This window comes from Roseovarius sp., from assembly GCF_030373445.1.
GTDB lineage: Bacteria > Pseudomonadota > Alphaproteobacteria > Rhodobacterales > Rhodobacteraceae > Roseovarius.
The window spans coordinates 482525-501237 of sequence record NZ_JAUCYU010000001.1; the positions used below are offsets into that span (position 1 = coordinate 482525).

Annotated in this window: 22 protein-coding genes; 4 read left to right on the forward strand and 18 right to left on the reverse strand. The window is 65.6% G+C overall.

Annotated features, from left to right (window positions below; genetic code table 11):
• Positions 1-132: 132 nt before the first annotated feature.
• The 5 genes from QUV18_RS02210 to paaG all read right to left on the reverse strand — a co-directional run bounded on the left by QUV18_RS02210 (position 133) and on the right by paaG (position 3954).
• Complete coding sequence (locus QUV18_RS02210; RefSeq protein WP_300891675.1) at positions 133-744, reverse strand: dimethylsulfonioproprionate lyase family protein; 612 nt, start codon at positions 742-744, stop codon at positions 133-135.
• Between the two features lie 69 nt (positions 745-813).
• Entirely contained in the window at positions 814-1410 is a 597-nt protein-coding gene (locus tag QUV18_RS02215) for a TetR/AcrR family transcriptional regulator (protein ID WP_300891678.1), read from the reverse strand.
• A 3-nt stretch (positions 1411-1413) separates the two neighbouring features.
• Positions 1414-2724, reverse strand: a complete 1311-nt coding sequence (gene paaK / locus QUV18_RS02220; protein ID WP_300891680.1) for a phenylacetate--CoA ligase PaaK — start codon at positions 2722-2724, stop codon at positions 1414-1416.
• A 16-nt stretch (positions 2725-2740) separates the two neighbouring features.
• A complete protein-coding gene (gene paaI / locus QUV18_RS02225; RefSeq protein ID WP_300891682.1) occupies positions 2741-3166 on the reverse strand; it encodes a hydroxyphenylacetyl-CoA thioesterase PaaI in 426 nt (141 codons plus the stop codon).
• 2 nt (positions 3167-3168) lie between these two features.
• Entirely contained in the window at positions 3169-3954 is a 786-nt protein-coding gene (gene paaG / locus QUV18_RS02230; RefSeq protein ID WP_300891684.1) for a 2-(1,2-epoxy-1,2-dihydrophenyl)acetyl-CoA isomerase PaaG, read from the reverse strand.
• Positions 3955-4069: 115 nt separating this feature from the next.
• Between paaG and paaZ the strand changes: the two genes are divergently transcribed.
• Both paaZ and QUV18_RS02240 read left to right on the forward strand, forming a co-directional pair.
• The gene (paaZ, locus tag QUV18_RS02235; protein WP_300891686.1) at positions 4070-6100 is read left to right on the forward strand and encodes a phenylacetic acid degradation bifunctional protein PaaZ; all 2031 of its coding nucleotides are present in this window, start codon (positions 4070-4072) and stop codon (positions 6098-6100) included.
• 31 nt (positions 6101-6131) lie between these two features.
• Complete coding sequence (locus QUV18_RS02240; protein ID WP_300891688.1) at positions 6132-6911, forward strand: PaaX family transcriptional regulator C-terminal domain-containing protein; 780 nt, start codon at positions 6132-6134, stop codon at positions 6909-6911.
• A gap of 51 nt (positions 6912-6962) precedes the next feature.
• On the opposite strand, the gene QUV18_RS02245 is transcribed toward QUV18_RS02240, so the two are convergent.
• From QUV18_RS02245 to QUV18_RS02290, 10 genes are all read right to left on the reverse strand, one after another.
• Positions 6963-8360: a TRAP transporter large permease gene (locus QUV18_RS02245; protein ID WP_300891690.1), complete on the reverse strand. Its 1398-nt coding sequence runs from the start codon at positions 8358-8360 to the stop codon at positions 6963-6965.
• Complete coding sequence (locus QUV18_RS02250; RefSeq protein WP_300891692.1) at positions 8360-8989, reverse strand: TRAP transporter small permease; 630 nt, start codon at positions 8987-8989, stop codon at positions 8360-8362. Before QUV18_RS02250 ends, QUV18_RS02245 begins: the two co-directional genes overlap by 1 nt.
• A 77-nt stretch (positions 8990-9066) precedes the next feature.
• Positions 9067-10083, reverse strand: a complete 1017-nt coding sequence (locus QUV18_RS02255) for a C4-dicarboxylate TRAP transporter substrate-binding protein (RefSeq protein ID WP_300891694.1) — start codon at positions 10081-10083, stop codon at positions 9067-9069.
• 93 nt (positions 10084-10176) lie between these two features.
• A complete protein-coding gene (locus tag QUV18_RS02260) occupies positions 10177-10662 on the reverse strand; it encodes a peptide-methionine (S)-S-oxide reductase (RefSeq protein WP_300892037.1) in 486 nt (161 codons plus the stop codon).
• Between the two features lie 3 nt (positions 10663-10665).
• Positions 10666-11175, reverse strand: a complete 510-nt coding sequence (gene msrA, locus QUV18_RS02265) for a peptide-methionine (S)-S-oxide reductase MsrA (RefSeq protein ID WP_300891696.1) — start codon at positions 11173-11175, stop codon at positions 10666-10668.
• On the reverse strand, positions 11176-11619 hold the full coding sequence (msrB, locus tag QUV18_RS02270; RefSeq protein WP_300891698.1) for a peptide-methionine (R)-S-oxide reductase MsrB: 444 nt from the start codon (positions 11617-11619) through the stop codon (positions 11176-11178).
• A 212-nt stretch (positions 11620-11831) separates the two neighbouring features.
• On the reverse strand, positions 11832-13403 hold the full coding sequence (locus QUV18_RS02275) for a GMC family oxidoreductase (RefSeq protein ID WP_300891700.1): 1572 nt from the start codon (positions 13401-13403) through the stop codon (positions 11832-11834).
• A gap of 27 nt (positions 13404-13430) precedes the next feature.
• Positions 13431-13955 carry a Twin-arginine translocation pathway signal gene (locus QUV18_RS02280; protein WP_300891702.1) on the reverse strand — a complete coding sequence of 175 codons (525 nt, stop codon included), beginning with the start codon at positions 13953-13955 and terminating at the stop codon, positions 13431-13433.
• 36 nt (positions 13956-13991) lie between these two features.
• The gene (locus tag QUV18_RS02285) at positions 13992-14387 is read right to left on the reverse strand and encodes a VOC family protein (protein WP_300891704.1); all 396 of its coding nucleotides are present in this window, start codon (positions 14385-14387) and stop codon (positions 13992-13994) included.
• A gap of 91 nt (positions 14388-14478) precedes the next feature.
• Positions 14479-14772 (reverse strand): ribbon-helix-helix domain-containing protein, encoded by a 294-nt coding sequence (locus QUV18_RS02290; RefSeq protein ID WP_300891705.1) that lies wholly within the window; start codon positions 14770-14772, stop codon positions 14479-14481.
• Positions 14773-15187: 415 nt separating this feature from the next.
• Between QUV18_RS02290 and sseA the strand changes: the two genes are divergently transcribed.
• Both sseA and QUV18_RS02300 read left to right on the forward strand, forming a co-directional pair.
• A complete protein-coding gene (gene sseA, locus QUV18_RS02295) occupies positions 15188-16042 on the forward strand; it encodes a 3-mercaptopyruvate sulfurtransferase (protein WP_300892038.1) in 855 nt (284 codons plus the stop codon).
• A gap of 4 nt (positions 16043-16046) precedes the next feature.
• Positions 16047-17231, forward strand: a complete 1185-nt coding sequence (locus QUV18_RS02300) for an amino acid aminotransferase (RefSeq protein ID WP_300891706.1) — start codon at positions 16047-16049, stop codon at positions 17229-17231.
• Between the two features lie 13 nt (positions 17232-17244).
• Here the strand turns inward: QUV18_RS02300 and QUV18_RS02305 are convergent, their stop codons facing one another.
• From QUV18_RS02305 to QUV18_RS02315, 3 genes are all read right to left on the reverse strand, one after another.
• A complete protein-coding gene (locus QUV18_RS02305; RefSeq protein WP_300891707.1) occupies positions 17245-17862 on the reverse strand; it encodes a TetR/AcrR family transcriptional regulator in 618 nt (205 codons plus the stop codon).
• Positions 17863-17974: 112 nt separating this feature from the next.
• Positions 17975-18133: a hypothetical protein gene (locus QUV18_RS02310; RefSeq protein WP_300891708.1), complete on the reverse strand. Its 159-nt coding sequence runs from the start codon at positions 18131-18133 to the stop codon at positions 17975-17977.
• Positions 18134-18304: 171 nt separating this feature from the next.
• The gene (locus tag QUV18_RS02315) at positions 18305-18712 is read right to left on the reverse strand and encodes a DUF1810 domain-containing protein (RefSeq protein WP_300891709.1); all 408 of its coding nucleotides are present in this window, start codon (positions 18710-18712) and stop codon (positions 18305-18307) included.
• Between the last annotated feature and the right edge of the window lies 1 nt (position 18713).

The following is an 18713-nucleotide window of genomic DNA, read 5'->3' on the forward strand; positions in this document are numbered from 1 at the left end:
CCGAATTCTTTTCAAGAATTCGCCACACGCCGCGCCGCCGTGCTAAACCCCGCTCCGGCCCCGCGTCCGGAACACCGACCAGATACCGACGTTTTACCGACGCGATACCGACGTCGAAAACCCGGCCTTACCCTACGCCTCCGTACGGTCCCCGGCCCACAGCGCCCACATCGCCAACATCGGCGCATCGCCCGTCCGCATGGCGTGGGAAATCCCCGGCTCGTTGTACAGCGAGCCGCCCACCCCCGGCGCGAACCAGCCGCTGTCGCCGTGCCGGAACTCGCCCTCGCTGAACACCAGGTAGGTTTCCTCCGGCGGGTGGTTGTGATCGGGATAGCGCACATGCGGCGCCAGCAGCGACACGCCCAGCCACACGTCCGACCTCCGCTCGATCCCGCCGGGGCCGACGATCCTCGCATTGGCATGGCCCTCGGCGATATTCTCGCTGGCGGTCGACATGTCGCCGCCCCTTATCTCCCAGGTCAGCCGCGGCTCTATATCGCCGAACGCCTTGATAACGCGGCGCAAATCCGGCGCCTCGAACCGCTCCGGCACCGCCACCTCGTCAAGCAGGGCACAGACCGGCAGCCGCCCGGCACCCTTCTCGGCCATCTCCCCGGGCTCGGCCAGCGCCGCCCGGATCTTCGCCAGCGAGGCCTGCGCCCGCGGATGATCCGCATGCGCCTCGAACGCATCCAGACTGGCATCTAGGAAGGTCTGCAATTCGTCCGGGCGGTCCGCCATGGCACTCTCCTGGGGGTTGGTGGAAACCCGTTCACCCTTCGTTGATTGGGCCCCGGCGTCAACCCCGCCTCAGACCCCGCGCACCCCGTTCAGGGTCAGGTCGGCGACCACCCGCGCGTAATCCTCCCTTGCCTCCGGCCCGGCGCCGCTGTTCCACATGAAGTACCAGTTCAGCATCCCGAACACCGACATCGTCACCGACCGCAGCCTCGCACTGTCCTGCCCCAGCGCCTCGGGCGCCACGCCCTTCAGAACCTCGCCCACGTAGACCACCATCTCGCGCTGGTAGCCCCGCAAGACCGTCTGCTGATCCGCCGGCAAACGCCCCACGCCGTTCACCTGCACCCGGTGCTCGTGGTCCGAGCCCTGGTAGGCCAGCAGCACCTCGCGCACCACGGCCCGCACCCGATCCTCCGGCCCGAGGCCCTCAAGCGAAATGCCGCACACCCGGTCCCGCAATTCCCGCAGGTACGTCTCGAGAATATCGTAAAGGATCGCTTCCTTGCCGTCGTAGTAGTGGTAGATATTCGCCTTCGAGATCCCGCAATCCCGCGCCAGCTGGGTCATCGACGCCCGGTCGAACCCCTCGGTCGCGAACACCTTCGCGGCCGAGGCCAGGATATGCGCCCGCTTCTCGTCGTGGTCCTTGGCGATCGTCCGGGCCAAGCCTTACTCCTTCGCCCTGTTGTCGACCACGCGCTGCGCCTTGCCCTGCGAGCGGGCCACGTCACCGGGCTCGCCCACGACCACCTCGGCCGACACGCCCACCACGTCCTTGATATGCTTGGTCAGCATCCTTGCGGCGGCGTTTTTGCTGGCCTCGTCGGCGGCCTTCGGATCGGCCTCCACGAACACCCGCATCGCATCCATCCGCCCGGCCTTGTAGAGCTCGATCTGGAAATGCGGCGCCAACCCACCGGTCGCCATCACCTGTTCCTCGATCTGCGTCGGGAAGACGTTGACGCCCCGCAGGATGATCATGTCGTCCGACCGACCCGTAATCTTCTCCATCCGCCGCAGGCTCCTTGCCGTGCCGGGCAACAACCGCGTCAGATCGCGCGTCCGGTAGCGGATCATCGGCAGGCCTTCCTTGGTCAGCGTGGTGAAGACCAGCTCGCCCATCTCGCCATCCTCGACCACCTCGCCGGTCTCGGGGTTGATGATCTCGGGAAAGAAATGATCCTCCCAGATATGCAGCCCGTCCTTGGTCTCGACGCATTCATTGGCCACGCCCGGCCCCATGATCTCGGACAGCCCGTAGATGTCGACGGCGTGCATGTCGAACGCCTCCTCCACCTCGGACCGCATCGCGTTCGTCCACGGCTCCGCCCCGAAGATCCCCACCTCCAGCGAGCTTTCCCGAGGGTCCAGCCCCGCCTTGTGGAACTGCTCGAGGATGTTGAGCATGTAGGACGGCGTCACCATGATCGTGGTCGGCTTGAAATCGTCGATCAGCGTCACCTGCCGCTCGGTCATCCCGCCCGAGACTGGCACCACCGTACAGCCCAGCCGCTCGGCCCCGTAATGCGCGCCAAGGCCCCCGGTGAACAGGCCGTACCCATAGGCCACGTGCACGATATCCCCGCGCCGTGTCCCGCTCGCCCGCATCGAGCGGGCCACCATGTCGGCCCACATGTCGATATCGTTCCGCGTATAGCCCACCACCGTCGGCTTGCCCGTGGTGCCCGACGACGCATGGACCCGCACGATCTTCTCCCGCGGCACGGCGAACAAGCCGAACGGGTAGTTGTCCCGCAGGTCGGCCTTGTTGGTGAACGGAAACTTCGCCAGGTCGCTCAACGACTTGAGGTCATCCGGATGCACCCCCGCCGCATCGAACCGCTCCCGGTACATCGGCACGTTCTCATAGGCATGCCGCAGCGACCATTTCAGCCGGTCCAATTGCAGGCTCCGGATCTCGTCGATCGAGGCCACCTCGATCGCATCGAGGCTCGATTTCTCCGGCGTCAGGTCCTTCATCGCGTCCTCCCTCGCGTCATTCGTCGAACAGGCTGCCGCTGATCGTCCGGGAAAAGCCCCGCAACTCGGCGATCTTGCGGCCATCCTGGTTGGTCACGGTCACGTCGTAGATGCCGCTGCGGCCCGACAGGTCGGTCTCTTCCGCGCGGGCCGTCAGCACGTCGCCCGCCATCCCCGGCGCGAGGTAGCTGATCACGTTGTGCTGGGCCACGGTCGACTGGTTGCGACTGTTGCAGGCAAAGGCAAAGGCGCTGTCGGCCAGCGTGAAGGTCACGCCGCCATGGCACATGCCGTGCCCGTTGCAATGCTCCGGCGCCACGGTCATCCGCATCACCGCGCGGCCCTCGTCGACCTCGACGATCTCCATACCGAACCACTGGCTCGCCCGGTCACCCTTCCACATCGCCTCGGCCGACTTCTCGGCCCGTTCCTTCGGCGTCATGCTCATTCCCCCTTGAAGACCGGCGCGCGCTTGCCAAGGAAGGCCGACACCCCCTCGGCATAATCGGCACTCTCGCCACAGCGTTTCATCGCGACCGCCTCGCGCTCGAGGTGCTCGTCCAGCGTGTTGGCCGCGGCCGCGTGAATACACGCCTTGGTCTCGGCAAAGCCCAGCGTCGGGCCCTCCGCGAACCGCCTGGCATAGCCCCGCGCTTCCTCCATCAGGCTCTCATCCGGCAGCGCCTTCCAGATCAGCCCCCAATCCTCGGCCTTCTGCGCGGTGATCGGCTCGGCGGTGAAGGCCAGCCCCTTCGCCCGCGCCTCGCCAACGAGGTGCGGCAGGTGCCAGCTTCCGCCGGTGTCGGGGATCAGCCCAACCTTGGCAAAGGACTGGATGAACTTGGCGCTTTCCGCCGCCAGCACGAAATCGCAGGCCAGCGTCAGGTTCGCCCCGGCGCCTGCCGCCACGCCGTTCACGGCACAGATGACCGGGCACTCCAGCGACCGGATCAGCCGCACCAGCGGCGCCCACAGCTCGCGCACCGTCTTGCCAAGGTCCGGCGGCCCGTCCATCTTCGACGGATCTCGGTCGCCAAGGTCCTGCCCCGCGCAGAAGCCACGGCCCGCCCCGGTCAGCAGCACCGCCCGCTTGCCGTCGTCCCGCGCCGCCTCCAGCGCGGCCCGAAGCGCCTTGTGCATCTCCTCGGTAAAGCTGTTCATCCGGTCCGGGCGGTTGAGCGTGATCTCCACCCAGGTCCCGTGATCCTCCACCAGAATCGTCTCGCTCATGCGTCTGCCTCCCCGCGCCTGATTCAAATCGCATCTTGCATAAACCGACCGGTTGGTCAATAAATAACCGACCGTCGATTCCGACGCCCCGCACCCGTATGGAAGGAGCGCCCAGATGACCCTCAAGAACGTCAAAAGCTACGCCGCCGGCGAATGGATCGCGCCCGACGATTCGGCGCGCGAGATCGAAAGCGCCATCACCGGACAGGTCATCGCCCGCGCCGGCACCAAGGGCATCGACACGCAGGCCATGCTCGACCACGCCCGCACCAGGGGCGGCCCCGCCCTGCGCAAGCTCACCTTCCACGACCGCGCCCGCATGCTCAAGGCGCTGGCCCAGCACCTGACCGAGCACAAGCAGGCACTCTACGACATCTCCTACGACACCGGCGCCACCAAGCGCGACCACGCCTTCGACATCGACGGCGGCATCGGCACCATGTTCGTCTTCGCCTCCAAGGGCCGCCGCGAAATGCCCGACGGGCACGTCCTTTCCGACGGCGATCTCGAACAGCTCTCCCGCTCCGGCAGCTTCCTCGGGCAGCATATCTGCACGCCACTGCTCGGCACCGCCGTGCATATCAACGCCTTCAACTTCCCCGTCTGGGGGATGCTGGAAAAGCTGGCGCCGACGCTCCTCGCCGGTATGCCCGCCATCGTCAAACCCGCCACCGCCACTTGCTACGTCACAGAGGCCTGCGTGCGCCTGATGCTCGAGGCCGACATCCTGCCCGAAGGTGCGCTACAGTTCGTCTCGGGCGGTATCGGCGACATGCTCGACCGGCTCGACTGCCAGGACGTGGTCGGCTTCACCGGCTCCGCCGCCACCGCCACCAAGCTGCGCGGCAATCCGAACCTCGTGCAGAACTCCACCCGCTTCATGGCCGAGCAGGACAGCCTCAACGCGTCCATCCTCGGCCCCGACGCCGAACCGGGCACGCCCGAGTTCGACCTTTTCATCAAGGAGGCGGTCAGCGAGATCACCACCAAGGCGGGCCAGAAATGCACCGCCACCCGCCGCATCCTCGCCCCCGAAGACCATGTAGACGCGGTGATCGAGGCGCTGTCCGCCAAGCTCTCCAAATCCGTCACCGGCGACCCGAGGCTCGACGACACCCGCATGGGCGCCCTCGTCTCGGCCGACCAGAAGCGTGACGTACTCGAAAAGCTCGATATCCTCGGCGCCGAGGCCAAGCGCGTCTTCGGCGACCCCGATGATTTCACCATCAACGGCGACGACGCCCAGACCGGGGCCTTCCTGCCCCCGATGCTCTACCACTGCACCGACCCCGACCGCGCCCGGCGCATCCACGACACCGAAGCCTTCGGGCCGGTCTCCACCATCATGGGCTATCGCGACATCGGCCATGCCGTGGACCTCGCCAATCGCGGCGGCGGCTCGCTCGTCACCTCGCTGATCACCCACGACCCCGCCACCGCGCGCGAGGTCACGCTGGGCACCGCCGCCTATCACGGCCGCCTCTACATCAACGACCGGACCTCGATGAAGGAGAGCACCGGCCACGGTTCGCCCATGCCGCACATGGTCCATGGCGGCCCCGGGCGTGCGGGGGGCGGCGAAGAGCTGGGCGGCATCCGCGGCGTGAAACACTACATGCAGCGCACCGCCATCCAGGGCTCGCCCGACATGCTCACCGCCATCACCGGCACGTGGATCCTCGGCTCCGAGGAAACCGAACGCCCGGCCCACCCCTTCACCCGCAAGTTCGCCGAGCTCGACATCGGCGACACTCTCCACACCCCGGCCCGCACCGTCACGCTGGAAGATATCGAGACCTTCGCCCACTTCACGGGCGACACCTTCTATGCCCACATGGATGACGAGGCGGCGAAGCGGAACCCGTTCTTCCCCGGCCGCGTGGCGCATGGCTACCTGCTCATCTCCTTTGCCGCCGGCCTGTTCGTCGAACCGAACGAGGGGCCGGTTCTAGCCAATACCGGGCTCGACAACCTGCGCTTCATGAAGCCGGTCGAAGCGGGCGATGCCATCAAGGTCCGCCTGATCGTCAAGGCCAGGACCCCGCGCACCCCTGATTACGGTGAGGTGCGCTGGCAGGTCACCCTGACCAACCAGGATGACGAGAAGGTCGCCGAATACGAACTTCTCACCATGAACGCCACTTGAGGACGTATCGGCGCCTGCCTATACTATGTATATGCAAGCGCCTGACACGGAACGGAAAATCCAGCAACTCGCCGAATGCGGCCCGCTCAAGGCGTGGTCGGTGATCGTTTCCGTGCTGGGCGACTTCTGTGTCGCCCGTCACGACAGCATCTCGGGTCGCGATCTCAACGCCCTGATCGAGCGCATCGGGCTCACGGCGCCCACCATGCGCGTGGCCCTCCACCGCCTGAAACGCGATGGCTGGATCCAGACCGAGAAGAAGGGGCGCGACGCCGCCTACCGCCTCTCGGCCATGGGCTGGCGCGAAACCCAGGCCGTGCGCGGCCGCATCTATGCCACCGGTCAGCCGCCCGTGGGCACGGCGCAGATGATCCTCGCCCCGCCCAGCGTCACCGCCGCCGATTTCACCTCCGCCCTGCCGAAAACCGCCGCCGCCCTCGCGCCGCGCACAGCCATCCTCGCCGGTCCGGCCACCGGCCTGCCCGCCGATTACTGGCTCACGCCGCTCGACCCCGGCACCGCGCCCGCATGGGTGGCCGACGCCGTCGCCGCCCCTGAACTCCGCCGGGATTACGCCCAGCTCACCGAGGCGGTCACCGACATCCTCACCGCCACCCCGCCGCAGGACAGCCTGTCGCTCAGCGCGGTCCGCGTGCTGACACTGCACCACTGGCGGCGCCTGCGCCTGCGCCATGACGACCTGCCCGACATCCTGCTCGGCGAAGACTGGGAAGGCGCCCGCGCCCGCCAGATCGTCATGACCGCGCTCGACCGCTTCCCCCGGCCCTCACCGGGCGACCTCGCAGCCTGAGCGACCCGCCCCGGGCCTGACCCGGGGCCTCGCGCCATCACACGAGCCGGTTCACGCCAAACTCGGCAGCCAAAGCACGATCCACGGGAACGCCACCAGCAACCCGATCGTCACCGCGTCGGCGATGAAGAACGGCGTCACACCCTTGAATACATCCTGCACGCTCAAATCGGGCCGCACGCCCGCCACCACGAAACAGTTCAACCCGATGGGCGGCGTGATCAGACAGAACTCGGCCATCTTCACCACCAGTATCCCGAACCAGATCGCGCACATCGTGCCGTTCATCCCGAACGTGCTGTCCGCCGCCGACACCATCTCGCCCCCGTTCAGCGCCATCACCGCCGGGTAGACCACCGGCAGCGTCAGCAGCAGCATCCCGATCGCGTCCATGAACATCCCCAGCACCGCATAGGCCAGCAGGATGCAGATCAGGATCAGCATCGGCGACATCTCGAGCGAGGTGATCCAGTCGGCGAACGCGCCGGGCAGGTCGGCAAAGCCAAGGAACCGCACGTAGATCAGCACGCCCCAGATGATGGTGAAGATCATCACCGTCAGCTTCGCGGTCTCGATCAGCGCAGATCTCAGCTCCTTCCACCGCATCCCGCGGTACAGCGCCATCAGGAAGACGATGAACGCCCCCACCGCGCCGCCCTCGGTCGGCGTACCCCAGGCATCGCCGAACGGGTTGTAGACGAAGAAGATGATGATCACGACCACCGCCACGATCGGAAGCGCCGGCGGCAGCGAGACGAACCGCTCCTTCCACGTATACCCCGTGACCGGCGGCCCGACCGACTTGAACACCACCGCGATGCCGACGATCAGCAGCGCATAGACCAGCGCCGAGAATGCCCCGGGAATGAACCCCGCCAGGAGAAGCTTGCCCACGTCCTGCTCGACGATGATGGCATAGATCACCAGGATCGCCGAGGGCGGGATAAGGCTCGCCAGCGTCCCGCCCGCGGCCACCACGCCCGCGGCAAAGGGCTTGTTGTACCCGATCTTCAGCATCTCCGGGATGGCGATCCTTGCGAACACCGCCGCCGTCGCCACCGACGCGCCAGACACCGCGGCGAACCCGGCCGTGGCGAACACCGTCGACACCGCCAGGCCGCCCGGCAGCCACGCGATCCACCGCTTCGCCGCCTCGAACATCGCCCGCGTCAGGCCCGCGTAATAGGCGAGATAGCCGATCAATATGAATGTCGGGATAAGGCTCAGCGCATGGGCCGACACCTTCGAATGCGGCACCTGGCCCGCGGTCTTCGTCGCCACCGTCAGCGCCCAGGTGAAATCCTCCCCGCCGAAATCCTTCTTCGACCAGAAGATCACCACCAGCCCGACGAACCCCGCCATCCCGGCGGCGAACGCCACGCGCATCCCAAGGACCACCATCACCAGCATGGCGCCCGTGATCCAGAGACCGATCTCTATGGAATCCATCAGTCGCGCCCCTCAAGCTGGTCGGCCTCTTGCGCCGCCTGTTCCGCCACCGTTTGGATCAGCGGCACCGAAACCGGCCTTTCCAGCCCCAGCACGAAGGCCCGCCCATAGGCCCATATCTGGATCAGCAGCCGCAGGCACAGCACCGAGAACGCCACCGGCACCAGTATCTTCGACGGCCAGACCGGCAGCCCGATATCAATCGTGCTGTCCCGGCTCCAGAGCGGGCGCGACATGTCGAAACTCCGGTCGAAATGCGCCCAGCTTCCCCAGATCAGCCCCACGATCAACAGCAGGATCAGCACCACCGACAACAGCTCAGCCGCCCACAGAACCCGGCCCTTCAACTGCCCGATCACGATATCCATCCGGATATGCCCGCCATCGCGCTGCACATAGGCGATCCCCATGAACGCAATGAGCGGCATCAGCATCTCGATCCAGTCGACATACCCCGCCATCGGCGAGCCGAAGAACTTCCGCCCGCCCACCGAGTAGGCCGCAAGGAACATCAGCGAGAACACCGCGATCCCGCTCAGAAGCGCGAAGAACCGTTCGAGTTTCAGAAGCTGCTTGTCCAGCCGGCTGAGCAGGCTGCCATCTTCCAGCACCGTTGAAGCACCGGCCATAGTCCTCTCCCCGTCCCGGTTGATCCGGAATCGTAAGGGCCGTCCGGGTCTCGCCCGGACGGCCCGTTATCATGCGATCAATTCGAGGCCTTCGCCTCTTCCAGCGTCGAGCTCACGAGGTCATACAGCTCCTGCCCCGGCAGGCCCTGCCCCTCCATGTCCTCGATCCACTGCTCGCGGATCGGGTCGGCGGCCTGCTCCCGGAAGGCCGACAGCTCTTCCTCAGAAATCGTCACCTTCTCGACCTCCTTCTCGGCCAGCACCTCGTCCCAGCGCTTCAGCAGCTCGGCGTAATTGGCCAGGTAATGGTCGATCGCTTCCGGAACCGAGCTGTCCAGCGCCTCGCGCTCGGCATCCGACAGCCCCTCGTACGCATCGATATTCACCACGACAGGGCAGTTCACCGTGCCGGGGTTGAGGTTCGCGGTCCACCAGTCGGCCTGGTTGATCGTGCCGAAGGACAGGTGCGCGTGCTGGGCAAACGCCACGGTATCGACCACGCCCGATTCCATCGCCTGGTAGGCCTCCGTCGCGGTCACCGAGGTCGGCACCGCGCCCACGGCCTTGAACGCTTCGCCAAGCCCGCCGGTGGCGCGCACCCGCATGCCCTCGAAATCCTCAAGCGAATCACGCACTTCGCCGGTGCCCACGATGTTGTATTGCGGCATGGGCGAGGTCATCAGCAGCTTGGCGTTCCACTGCGCCATCTCGTCCTGCACGGCGGGGTGGTCGTACACCGCATGGCTCACCGCCACTTCCTGGTCGAGGTTCTCGACGCCGAGGAACGGCAGCTCCAGCACGGTGATCAGGCGATTCTTGTCCGGGTGATAGCCTGCACAGAACTGCGCCATCTCGAAGGCGCCGATGGAAATCCCGTCAAGGTTCTCGCGGTTCTTCGACAGTCCGCCATAGCTCACGTTCATGGTGAACTCGCCATCGGTCTTCTCGGCCACCAACTCGGCCAGCTTCTCCACGTGCTCGGTAAAGGCGCGGCGCTTGCCCCAGACCGACACGTTCCATTCGGTCGCCACGGCTTCGCTCGCGAATACGAGCCCGAGCGCGGTGGTCAGACCAAGTCCGAAAATCTTCTGCATGGTGTCTCCTCCCAAAAGACGGATTTTATAGTTGTACCTGCCAGCATAAAGACCACAGGCCACATGCCAACCTGAAATTCGCGCCTGTCGGGTTCACCTCACATGCGCGGCAAACTCTACCCGCAGCCGGTCAAGCTTTGGGTCGATATACCGCGTGCAGAACGGGCCGCCCGCCTGCTTTACATGGTAGTTTTGAAACCGCTCCTCCGATGCCCGGAACGCCACAAGCGGCAGAACCCGCGTCACCAGCAGCCACTCGAACCCCGCCTGCAACCGGTCGAGGCTTTCGCGCACGGCCTCGCCCTGCGCCTCGCCCGTCACGTAGACGGCGCTGCGGTACTTCCCGCGCATGGAATGATCGGACATGCTGGCATGGGTCCGCAGGTGCACCTCGATCAGCACCTCGCGGTCAATCTCGGCCGGGTCGAACCCCAGCCTCACCGCCTCCGACCAGCCATCGTCGGGCGGCTCCGACCGGATGAAGCCCTGCTCCACCCGGCCGACACCTTTCAGCACGGCAAAGACGGCCTCGGTACACCAGTGGCACCCGCCGCCAAAGCCGATCGTCTCGATGGCCAGCGCCTACTCCGCCGCGGCGCGCCGCGGCAGCACCCAGTCGGGGCGCGGGAAATGGCAGGTATAGCCGTTGGGAATCCGCTCAAGGTAATCCTGGTGCTCGGGCTCGGCTTCCCAGAAGTCGCCCACCGGCTCGACCTCGGTCACCACCTTGCCGGGCCAGATGCCACTCGCCTCGACATCGGCGATGGTGTCAAGCGCCACCTGCTGCTGCATCGCGTCGACATAGTAGATCGCCGAGCGATACGACATGCCCACGTCATTGCCCTGCCGGTTCAGGGTGGTCGGGTCGTGGATCTGGAAGAAGAACTCCAGCAGTTCCCGATAGGTGATCGTCTCGGGATCGTAGATGATCTCGATCCCCTCGGCATGGGTGCCATGGTTGCGATAGGTGGCATTGGGCACGTCACCCCCGGTATATCCCACGCGGGTGCTCTTCACGCCCGGAAGCTTGCGGATCAGGTCCTGCATACCCCAGAAACAGCCACCTGCCAGAACGGCACGTTGATCAGACATCTATACGTCCTCCACTTGGTTCAGGTAATCGCCATAGCCCTCGGCCTCCATCTCGTCGCGATGGATGAACCGCAGGGCGGCGGAATTGATGCAATAGCGCAGCCCGCCCCGGTCGCGCGGCCCGTCGTTGAAGACGTGGCCCAAATGGCTGTCGCCATGTTTCGACCGCACCTCGGTGCGCACCATGCCAAGGCTCTCGTCCCGATGCTCGGTCACGTAGGCGGGTACGATCGGCTTGGTGAAGCTCGGCCACCCGCAGCCCGACTCGAACTTGTCAGACGAGGCGAACAGCGGCTCGCCCGAGACGATATCCACGTAGATCCCCGGCTGCTTGTTGTCGTTGTACTCGCCGGTGAACGGCCGTTCCGTCCCGGCCCTCTGGGTGATCCGGTACTGCTCCGGCGTCAGCTTCTCGATCGCTTCCTTCGACCTCTCGTATCCCATCCGGCGGTTCCCCTTTCACAATCTGCCTTGACGCATCAGATGGCGCCATTGGGGACAAATGCAAAGGCACGCTCACCAACTTGTCAAATCACGACTTGCAGCAGCCAGTGCAACACGGGCGCCAACGCCAAAAAACCCGGCGCCTGCAATAGGGCAGACGCCGGGCCGGGAGAAACGCCCCGAAGCGAACTCCGGGGGCGCCAGTCGCTCTCTCACATGTTCCCGCGCGACAGCTCGCCCGCGATGTGATCGGCCTGCCGGATCGCCAGCGCCACGATGGTCAGCGTCGGGTTCTCCGCCGCGCCGGTCGTGAACTGCGACCCGTCCGAGATGAACAGGTTGTCGATGTCATGCGTGCGGCCCCACTTGTTCACCACCCCGTCCCTCGGGTTCTCCGACATCCGGTTGGTGCCAAGGTTGTGGGTCGAGGGATAGGGCGGCGTCGGGAAAGTGCGCGTCGCGCCCACCGCCTCGTAAACCGCCTTGCCGCGTGCATACGCATGGTTGCGCATCGCCACGTCGTTCGGGTGGTCGTCGAAATGCACGTTCGCCACCGGCATTCCGAACTGGTCCGTCACGTCATGGTTCAGCGTCACGCGGTTCGTCTCCTGCGGCATGTCCTCGCCCACGATCCACATGCCGGCCATGTTCTCGTAGGAATCCAGCGCCGTGGTGAATTCGCGCCCCCACCCGCCGGGGTCGAGGAACGCCGCCATGAACGGCAGGCCCAGCGCCAGCGTCTCAAGCTCGTAACCGCCCACGAAACCGCGGCTCGGGTCGTGCTTCGCCTCGTCCTGGATGATCCCGGCCATGGTCGTCCCGCGCCACATCCTGACGGGCTCCTCGAAGGTGGCATAGACCGACCCGGTCATGTGCCGCATGTAGTTGCGCCCCACCTGCCCGGAACTGTTGGCCAGCCCGTCGGGATACATCGCGCTCGCCGAATTCAGCAGCACCCGCGGGCTCTCGAACGAGTTGCCGGCCAGGCAGACCGCCCGCGCCGCCTGCTTGTGCTCGTTCCCTTCCGCATCGGCATAGACCACGCCGTTCACCCGGCCATCCTTGCCATGCTCGATCCGCAGCACATGCGCCTTCTCGCGCACCTCCAGGTTGCCCGTCGCCTCGCCGCGCGGAATGTCCGTGTAGGCCGCCGACCACTTGGCGCCCCACTTGCAGCCCTGGAAACAGAAACCGGTCTGCTGACACGCCATCCGGCCGTCATACTCGGCGCTGTTGATCGCCATCCGCCCGGTATGCACCTCCGAGTAGCCCAGCGCCTTCGCCCCGGCCTCGAACACCTTGAAGTTGTTGTTCCCCGGCAGGCCCTCGCGGCCCCCGGTGCGGGTGACGCCAAGCTTGGCCTCGGCCTTCTCGTACCACGGCGCCATTTCCTCGCCGTCGATCGGCCAGTCGAGCAGGTTCGCGCCCTGCACCTCGCCGTAATTGGTCTTCGCCTTCCATTCGTGCTCCTGGAAGCGAAGCGAGGCGCCGGCCCAGTGGGTCGTCGTGCCGCCCACGGCCTTCACGATCCACGCTGGCAGGCCCGAGAAATCCTTCGCCACCCGCCAGTCGCCGCTGGTCGTCCGCGGATCGGTCCAGGCGAGCTGGCCAAAGCTCTCCCACTCGTCGTTGACGTAATCCTCGGGCAGGTAGCGCCCGCCCGCCTCCAGCGCCACGACAGGCACGCCGCGCTGGGCCAGCTCGTTCGCCAGAACCCCGCCGCCCGCGCCGGTGCCGATCACGACCACCACGTTGCTGTCCGTCTTGTCAAAAGGTGCAGCCATAGTCTTTCCTCCTCCGTATGCTATGGCTCAAAGCCAGGTAATGTCGTCGAAGCCGCGGTACAGGTACCCGCCCTCGGAATAGGACTCGCCCTCGTACCCGAAGAGCGGCCACACCGCCTTCTGGTTATAGAGACCGGTCACCAAACCGCCCCGCACCGTCTGGAAAAAGGCGCTGTCCTCGATCCCGCGCAGGATATCGACCCGGTCACGCTCCCACCCGACCGACAGGTAATCGGCAAAGCCCTTGCCCTGCGCCGCGGCGTTCAGCCCGGCGATCCCGGCCTCGATGGCCGGCGCGGCCTCCTCGCTGTCATAGGCCTTGACCGCGATGGCGTAGTATTCGTCGCCCACGTGGTCATGCGGATAGATATCGCGCGCCATCTGGATCAGCGTCGCCATCGTCTCCGGCTTCAGGGCGGCGGTTTCCATCGCCCATGCCGCGTCGGCGCTGGCCACATAGCCCCCGCCCACCACGAAGCTCGCGCCCGCGGCCATGCTGCGCGACAGAAGCTCGCGCCGCGTCAATCCGCGTTGCTGGCTGTTGTCTTTCATTGTCGTCTCCTCCCTACGTCGACGTCTTCTCTTGAATTACTTGAACCGCCCGCCTCTCTGCAGAACCTCGATCTCGTAGCCGTCCGGGTCGGCCACGAAGAAGAACTTCGCCACCACCTCGCCATCCGGCGCGAACTCCACCATCTTCCGGGGGTTGAGACCTTCCGCCTCGAACCGGGCATGCTCGGCCGCGAGGTCCTCCACCAGCACGGCCAGATGCCCGTATCCGTCGCCAAGGTCATAGGGCTCCGTCCGGCCCTTGTTGACCGTCAGCTCCACCTCGAACGGGCTTTCCCCGTTGCTCATGTAAACGAGGGTGAATTTCTCGAAATCCAGCCGATCCGCGACCTCGAGCCCGAAGGCCCGCCGGTAGAAATCAACCGAGCGTGCCTCGTCGAGCACCCGGATCATGCTGTGAATGGCCTTCGCCATGCCTGTCCTCCGAACTTGTGTCTTGTCCGGAACAGGGTATCAGGCCGCGATCGCGGCCGGGTAGTAAGGGGTTACTACACCGCCGCCGCGCTCATTCCGCGGCGATCCGCGCCCCCTCGGCCTTGGGCGGCATCTCGCGATAGACAAGGCAGGTACAGCGCAGCAGCGCGGTGAAATTCTTCGATTCCCCGTGCAGCTCCAGCACCTCGCCATGCAGCTTCGACACGAAGCCCGGCGTCGTCAGCCCCTCTCCCTCGGCGATCTCGTCGAGAATCGCCCAGAAGGAATGCTCCAGCCTGATGCTGGTGCTCTGGCCATTCAGCCGCATGCGGCGGGTTTCGAGCTGGTAACGTTCCGGGTCCTGCCCGGCGAATATCTGGCACATATCGACTCCTCCCTCTCGGCGCAGCGCGCGTAACGGGATCAGGATGCACAGCGCCGGGAACCGGGGCGGCAAACACGCCTCCCCTCCCGAAAGGATGGAAGGCATTGCCGGAATTTGCAAATCAATTCGCACCGGCCCGGCCGGGCCGGCCTCCGGCGCGGTGATCCGGCCGTTGCAGGCCCTCCGATCCACCGCCCGGTGCCTTAACCCGGCCGCCGGCGCCGGTTTTCGGCAAAAAACACCGACGCGATACCGACGCGATACCGACGTGATACCGACACGGTGTTTTCCTTGAAATCAACGCGTTAACCCTGATTCGCCCCAGAACGCTGTCGACAGCGCCCCGCGCACCGCCCGACCTTGCCCTTCGGGGCCCATGGTTGTACTCACGAAGGCAACCAACCCGAGGGGCGACATGGCACAGGACGATCCGAAAACCCTTGTTTCCACCGACTGGCTCGCGGCCCACATGAAGGACCCCGACCTGCGCATTCTCGACGGCACGATGTTCCTGCCCGGCACCGGCCGCGACGCCCGCGCCGAGTATGCCGAAACCCACATTCCCGGCGCGCGTTTCTTCGATATCGACGAGATTTCCGACAACCGCTCCGACCTGCCCCACATGGCCCCGCCCGTTGAAAAATTCATGTCCCGCCTGCGCGCCATGGGCGTCGGCGACGGGCACCAGGTGGTGGTCTACGACACCCATGGCCTGTTCTCGGCGGCGCGCGTCTGGTGGCTGTTCCGGCTGATGGGACAGTCGGATATCGCGGTGCTCGACGGGGGCCTGCCCAAGTGGGTCGCCGAGGGCCGCGAGACCGAGGATATGGAGCCCATCATCCGCGACCGTCACATGACCGTCCGCCGCCAGGCCCACATGGTCAAGGACGTGACGCAGGTCTCCTCCGCCTCCAAGCTGGGCGATTACGAGATCCTCGATGCCCGCTCCCCCGGCCGCTTCCGGGGCGAGGAACCCGAGCCCCGCGAGGGCCTGCGCAGCGGCCACGTACCCGGCTCGAAAAACGTGCATTATCGGGAGCTTATGAACGATGACGGCACGATGAAAGACGCCGACGGCCTGCGCGCCGTGCTGGAAAAAGCCGGCGTCGACCTGTCCCGCCCCGTCATCACCACCTGCGGCTCTGGCGTCACCGCCGCCATCATCAACCTCGCGCTGGAACGCATCGGCAAGACCGACCACGCGCTTTACGACGGGTCCTGGGCCGAATGGGGCGCCTTCGGCACCGTACCCGTCGCGACCGGAGACTGACCAGATGTTCGAAGCGCTGAAAGAACAGCCCGCCGACAAGATCCTCATGCTGATGCAGATGTATCGCGAGGACCCCCGCGAGCAGAAGATCGACCTCGGCGTCGGCGTCTACAAGAACGCCGAAGGCGTCACGCCCATCATGCGCGCCATCAAGGCCGCCGAGCAGAAATGGTGGGGCGAGGAGACGACCAAGGCCTATACCGGTCTCGCCGGCGACCCGGCCTTTTCCGACGCGATGATCGGCCTGGTCCTGGGCGATGCCGTGCCGCGCGAAAGCGTCGCTGCCGTGGCCACCCCGGGCGGCACCGGCGCCGTGCGCCAGGCCTTCGAGCTGGTGAAGATGGTCAACCCGAACGTGCGTGTCCACGTCTCCGACCCGACCTGGCCCAACCACCTGAGCATATTGAAACATCTCGGGATCGAGGCCGTCCCCTACCGCTATTTCGACGAGGCCACCTGCGCCGTTGATTTCGCCGGCATGATGGAAGGCCTCGAGAAGGTCGAAGCGGGCGATGTCGTCCTCCTCCACGGCTGCTGCCACAACCCCACCGGCGCCAACCTGAACCTGACCGAGTTTAAGGCGGTGATCGAGCTGATGAACGCCAAGGGCGCCCTGCCGATGATCGACATCGCCTACCAGGGCTTCGGCGACGGTCTCGACGTCGACGCGCTGGCCACGCGCGAGGTCGCGTCGTCCTGCCCGGAAACCCTGATCGCCGCAAGCTGTTCGAAGAATTTCGGCATCTACCGCGAGCGCACGGGACTGCTGATGGCGGTCTCTCAGGATGCCTCGAAGCAGAAAGCGGCTCAGGGCAACCTCGCCTATCTGAACCGCCAGAACTACTCCTTCCCGCCCGACCACGGCGCCCGGCTCGTGTCGATCGTTCTCAACGACGACGACCTGCGTGCCGACTGGAAAGCCGAGCTAGAAGAGGTGCGTGAAGGCATGCTGGGTCTGCGCGAACAGCTTGCCGGCGAGATGCAGCGCCTTACCGGGTCCGACCGATACGGCTTCATCGCCCAGCACCGCGGCATGTTCTCGCGCCTCGGGCTGTCGCCCGAGATCGTCGAGACCCTGCGCAAGGATCACGGCATCTACATGGTGGGCGACTCGCGGATCAACATCGCCGGGCTGAACAAGACCACGGTGCCGATCCTGGCCAAGGCCATCGTCGAGGCGGGCGGCTGACGCCCGCCCCCCCTCAGGCGCGGTAGCGGGCGAGGAACATCTCGACCGCGCCGTTGACCACGCGCTCGACATCCTGTTCGTTGAAGTCGTTGCACACCCCGCACAGGTTGCGCACGAAGAGATCCGCCTTGCACAGTTCGCCGAACTGGTTGGCGGCAAGGTCCATGTCATCGATCTTGAGCACGCCGCGTTCGACATAGGGCGTCAGCACCTTCGTCATCCGCTCACGCACCAGCTTGGGCCCGGATTCATAGAACCGCCGCCCCAACTCGGGAAAGCGGAAGGATTCCGATACGCAGATGCGAAACACCTGCCGGCCGAAATCGGACAGGAAGAACCGGACGATCCGGTTTGCGGCCTCGTGGAGCACCACCTCGATCGGTGCGCCCATGCCGATGACGTCGAGCGCCTCCTCGGCCTGGCGGTTGCACTCGATCCTTGCGACTTCGGAGAACAGCAGACGCTTGTCGGGGAAATAGCTGTAAAGCGTGGCCTTCGAGACCCCGGCGGCACGGGCGATCTCGTCGACACTGGCGCCCTCGAAGCCGTCGCGCAGGAAGATTTCCCGCGCCCCGTCGAGCACCTGGTCGAATTTCCGGCCTTTCTTGATTTCTGCGGCCATCGCCGTCATGCGCATCCTCCGCGAAGTCGCCCGTCCACCCTAGCCGGGGGGTCACCGGTCCCGCAAGCAAATCCGCATGTGCCGCGAGGGCATCCGCCCCTCGCGGCACCGTGCGACCGGGCTATCGGTTCAGCTCCGTCACCGTGCGGGTGGCAGGTTCGGGCGCGGGGGTTGGGTAGGTCAGTGTGGGGAACAGGCTGCCGACATCGACGCTTTGCGCCTGAACGGGCGCAGCGAGCGGCAGGAGGGACAATGCGAGGAGTGCGAGAGCGGGTTTCATGGGTTTCTCCTAACTGAACTGTTTCGTTCACTTTCGGATATCTAAACAGAGCGGTTTAGATTTTCAAGCAATAACTGAACTATCTGGTTCACTTTTCTTTGGTGAGCCATAAAATGTTGAATTGTAGTGATATATTAGGTTTTTGATGCCGAGCTCTGCGCCGTCGCCGGATCAGTCGAGCAGGTCCAGCGTGCTGTGGCAGCGTTTCCCGTCGTAGAACGAGTCGAGGATACGCGCGAACACCGCACCGCCCCCTGCCGCCTCGAAGAGGGTGGCGCAGGAGCGCAGTTTCAGCGCGTCGACCGGGCCCAGGATGGTCTCGGCCGCGATGTCGTCGTGGGTGAGCATGGCACGGGAAATCTCGACCAGCCGCGGCCCAAGGACGGGGTGGGCGAGATAGGCCTCCGCCTCGGCCCGGTCGGCGATGCCGTAGCGCAGCGCCGTGGCCGAGCGGCCCAGCCCCTTCAGTTGCGGAAAGACGAACCACATCCAGTGGCTGTCCTTCCGCCCCCGCCGGATTTCCTCCAGCGGTGCGGGCCAGACCCGCTCTTGTGCTTCGGTGAACCGCTCAAGGCTCATG

Bases quoted from the DNA above. Each gene is read 5' to 3' on its own strand.
- QUV18_RS02250 (WP_300891692.1), bottom strand. From the start codon at position 8,989: ATGGCCGGTGCTTCAACGGTGCTGGAAGATGGCAGCCTGCTCAGCCGG.
- sseA (WP_300892038.1), top strand. From the start codon at position 15,188: ATGGCACAGGACGATCCGAAAACCCTTGTTTCCACCGACTGGCTCGCG.
- msrB (WP_300891698.1), bottom strand. From the start codon at position 11,619: ATGGGATACGAGAGGTCGAAGGAAGCGATCGAGAAGCTGACGCCGGAG.
- QUV18_RS02300 (WP_300891706.1), top strand. From the start codon at position 16,047: ATGTTCGAAGCGCTGAAAGAACAGCCCGCCGACAAGATCCTCATGCTG.
- QUV18_RS02210 (WP_300891675.1), bottom strand. From the start codon at position 744: ATGGCGGACCGCCCGGACGAATTGCAGACCTTCCTAGATGCCAGTCTG.
- paaG (WP_300891684.1), bottom strand. From the start codon at position 3,954: ATGAGCGAGACGATTCTGGTGGAGGATCACGGGACCTGGGTGGAGATC.
- paaZ (WP_300891686.1), top strand. From the start codon at position 4,070: ATGACCCTCAAGAACGTCAAAAGCTACGCCGCCGGCGAATGGATCGCG.
- QUV18_RS02305 (WP_300891707.1), bottom strand. From the start codon at position 17,862: ATGACGGCGATGGCCGCAGAAATCAAGAAAGGCCGGAAATTCGACCAG.
- QUV18_RS02290 (WP_300891705.1), bottom strand. From the start codon at position 14,772: ATGTGCCAGATATTCGCCGGGCAGGACCCGGAACGTTACCAGCTCGAA.
- QUV18_RS02275 (WP_300891700.1), bottom strand. From the start codon at position 13,403: ATGGCTGCACCTTTTGACAAGACGGACAGCAACGTGGTGGTCGTGATC.
- paaK (WP_300891680.1), bottom strand. From the start codon at position 2,724: ATGAAGGACCTGACGCCGGAGAAATCGAGCCTCGATGCGATCGAGGTG.
- QUV18_RS02255 (WP_300891694.1), bottom strand. From the start codon at position 10,083: ATGCAGAAGATTTTCGGACTTGGTCTGACCACCGCGCTCGGGCTCGTA.
- QUV18_RS02315 (WP_300891709.1), bottom strand. From the start codon at position 18,712: ATGAGCCTTGAGCGGTTCACCGAAGCACAAGAGCGGGTCTGGCCCGCA.
- QUV18_RS02310 (WP_300891708.1), bottom strand. From the start codon at position 18,133: ATGAAACCCGCTCTCGCACTCCTCGCATTGTCCCTCCTGCCGCTCGCT.
- QUV18_RS02285 (WP_300891704.1), bottom strand. From the start codon at position 14,387: ATGGCGAAGGCCATTCACAGCATGATCCGGGTGCTCGACGAGGCACGC.
- QUV18_RS02245 (WP_300891690.1), bottom strand. From the start codon at position 8,360: ATGGATTCCATAGAGATCGGTCTCTGGATCACGGGCGCCATGCTGGTG.
- msrA (WP_300891696.1), bottom strand. From the start codon at position 11,175: ATGTCTGATCAACGTGCCGTTCTGGCAGGTGGCTGTTTCTGGGGTATG.
- QUV18_RS02240 (WP_300891688.1), top strand. From the start codon at position 6,132: ATGCAAGCGCCTGACACGGAACGGAAAATCCAGCAACTCGCCGAATGC.
- paaI (WP_300891682.1), bottom strand. From the start codon at position 3,166: ATGACGCCGAAGGAACGGGCCGAGAAGTCGGCCGAGGCGATGTGGAAG.
- QUV18_RS02280 (WP_300891702.1), bottom strand. From the start codon at position 13,955: ATGAAAGACAACAGCCAGCAACGCGGATTGACGCGGCGCGAGCTTCTG.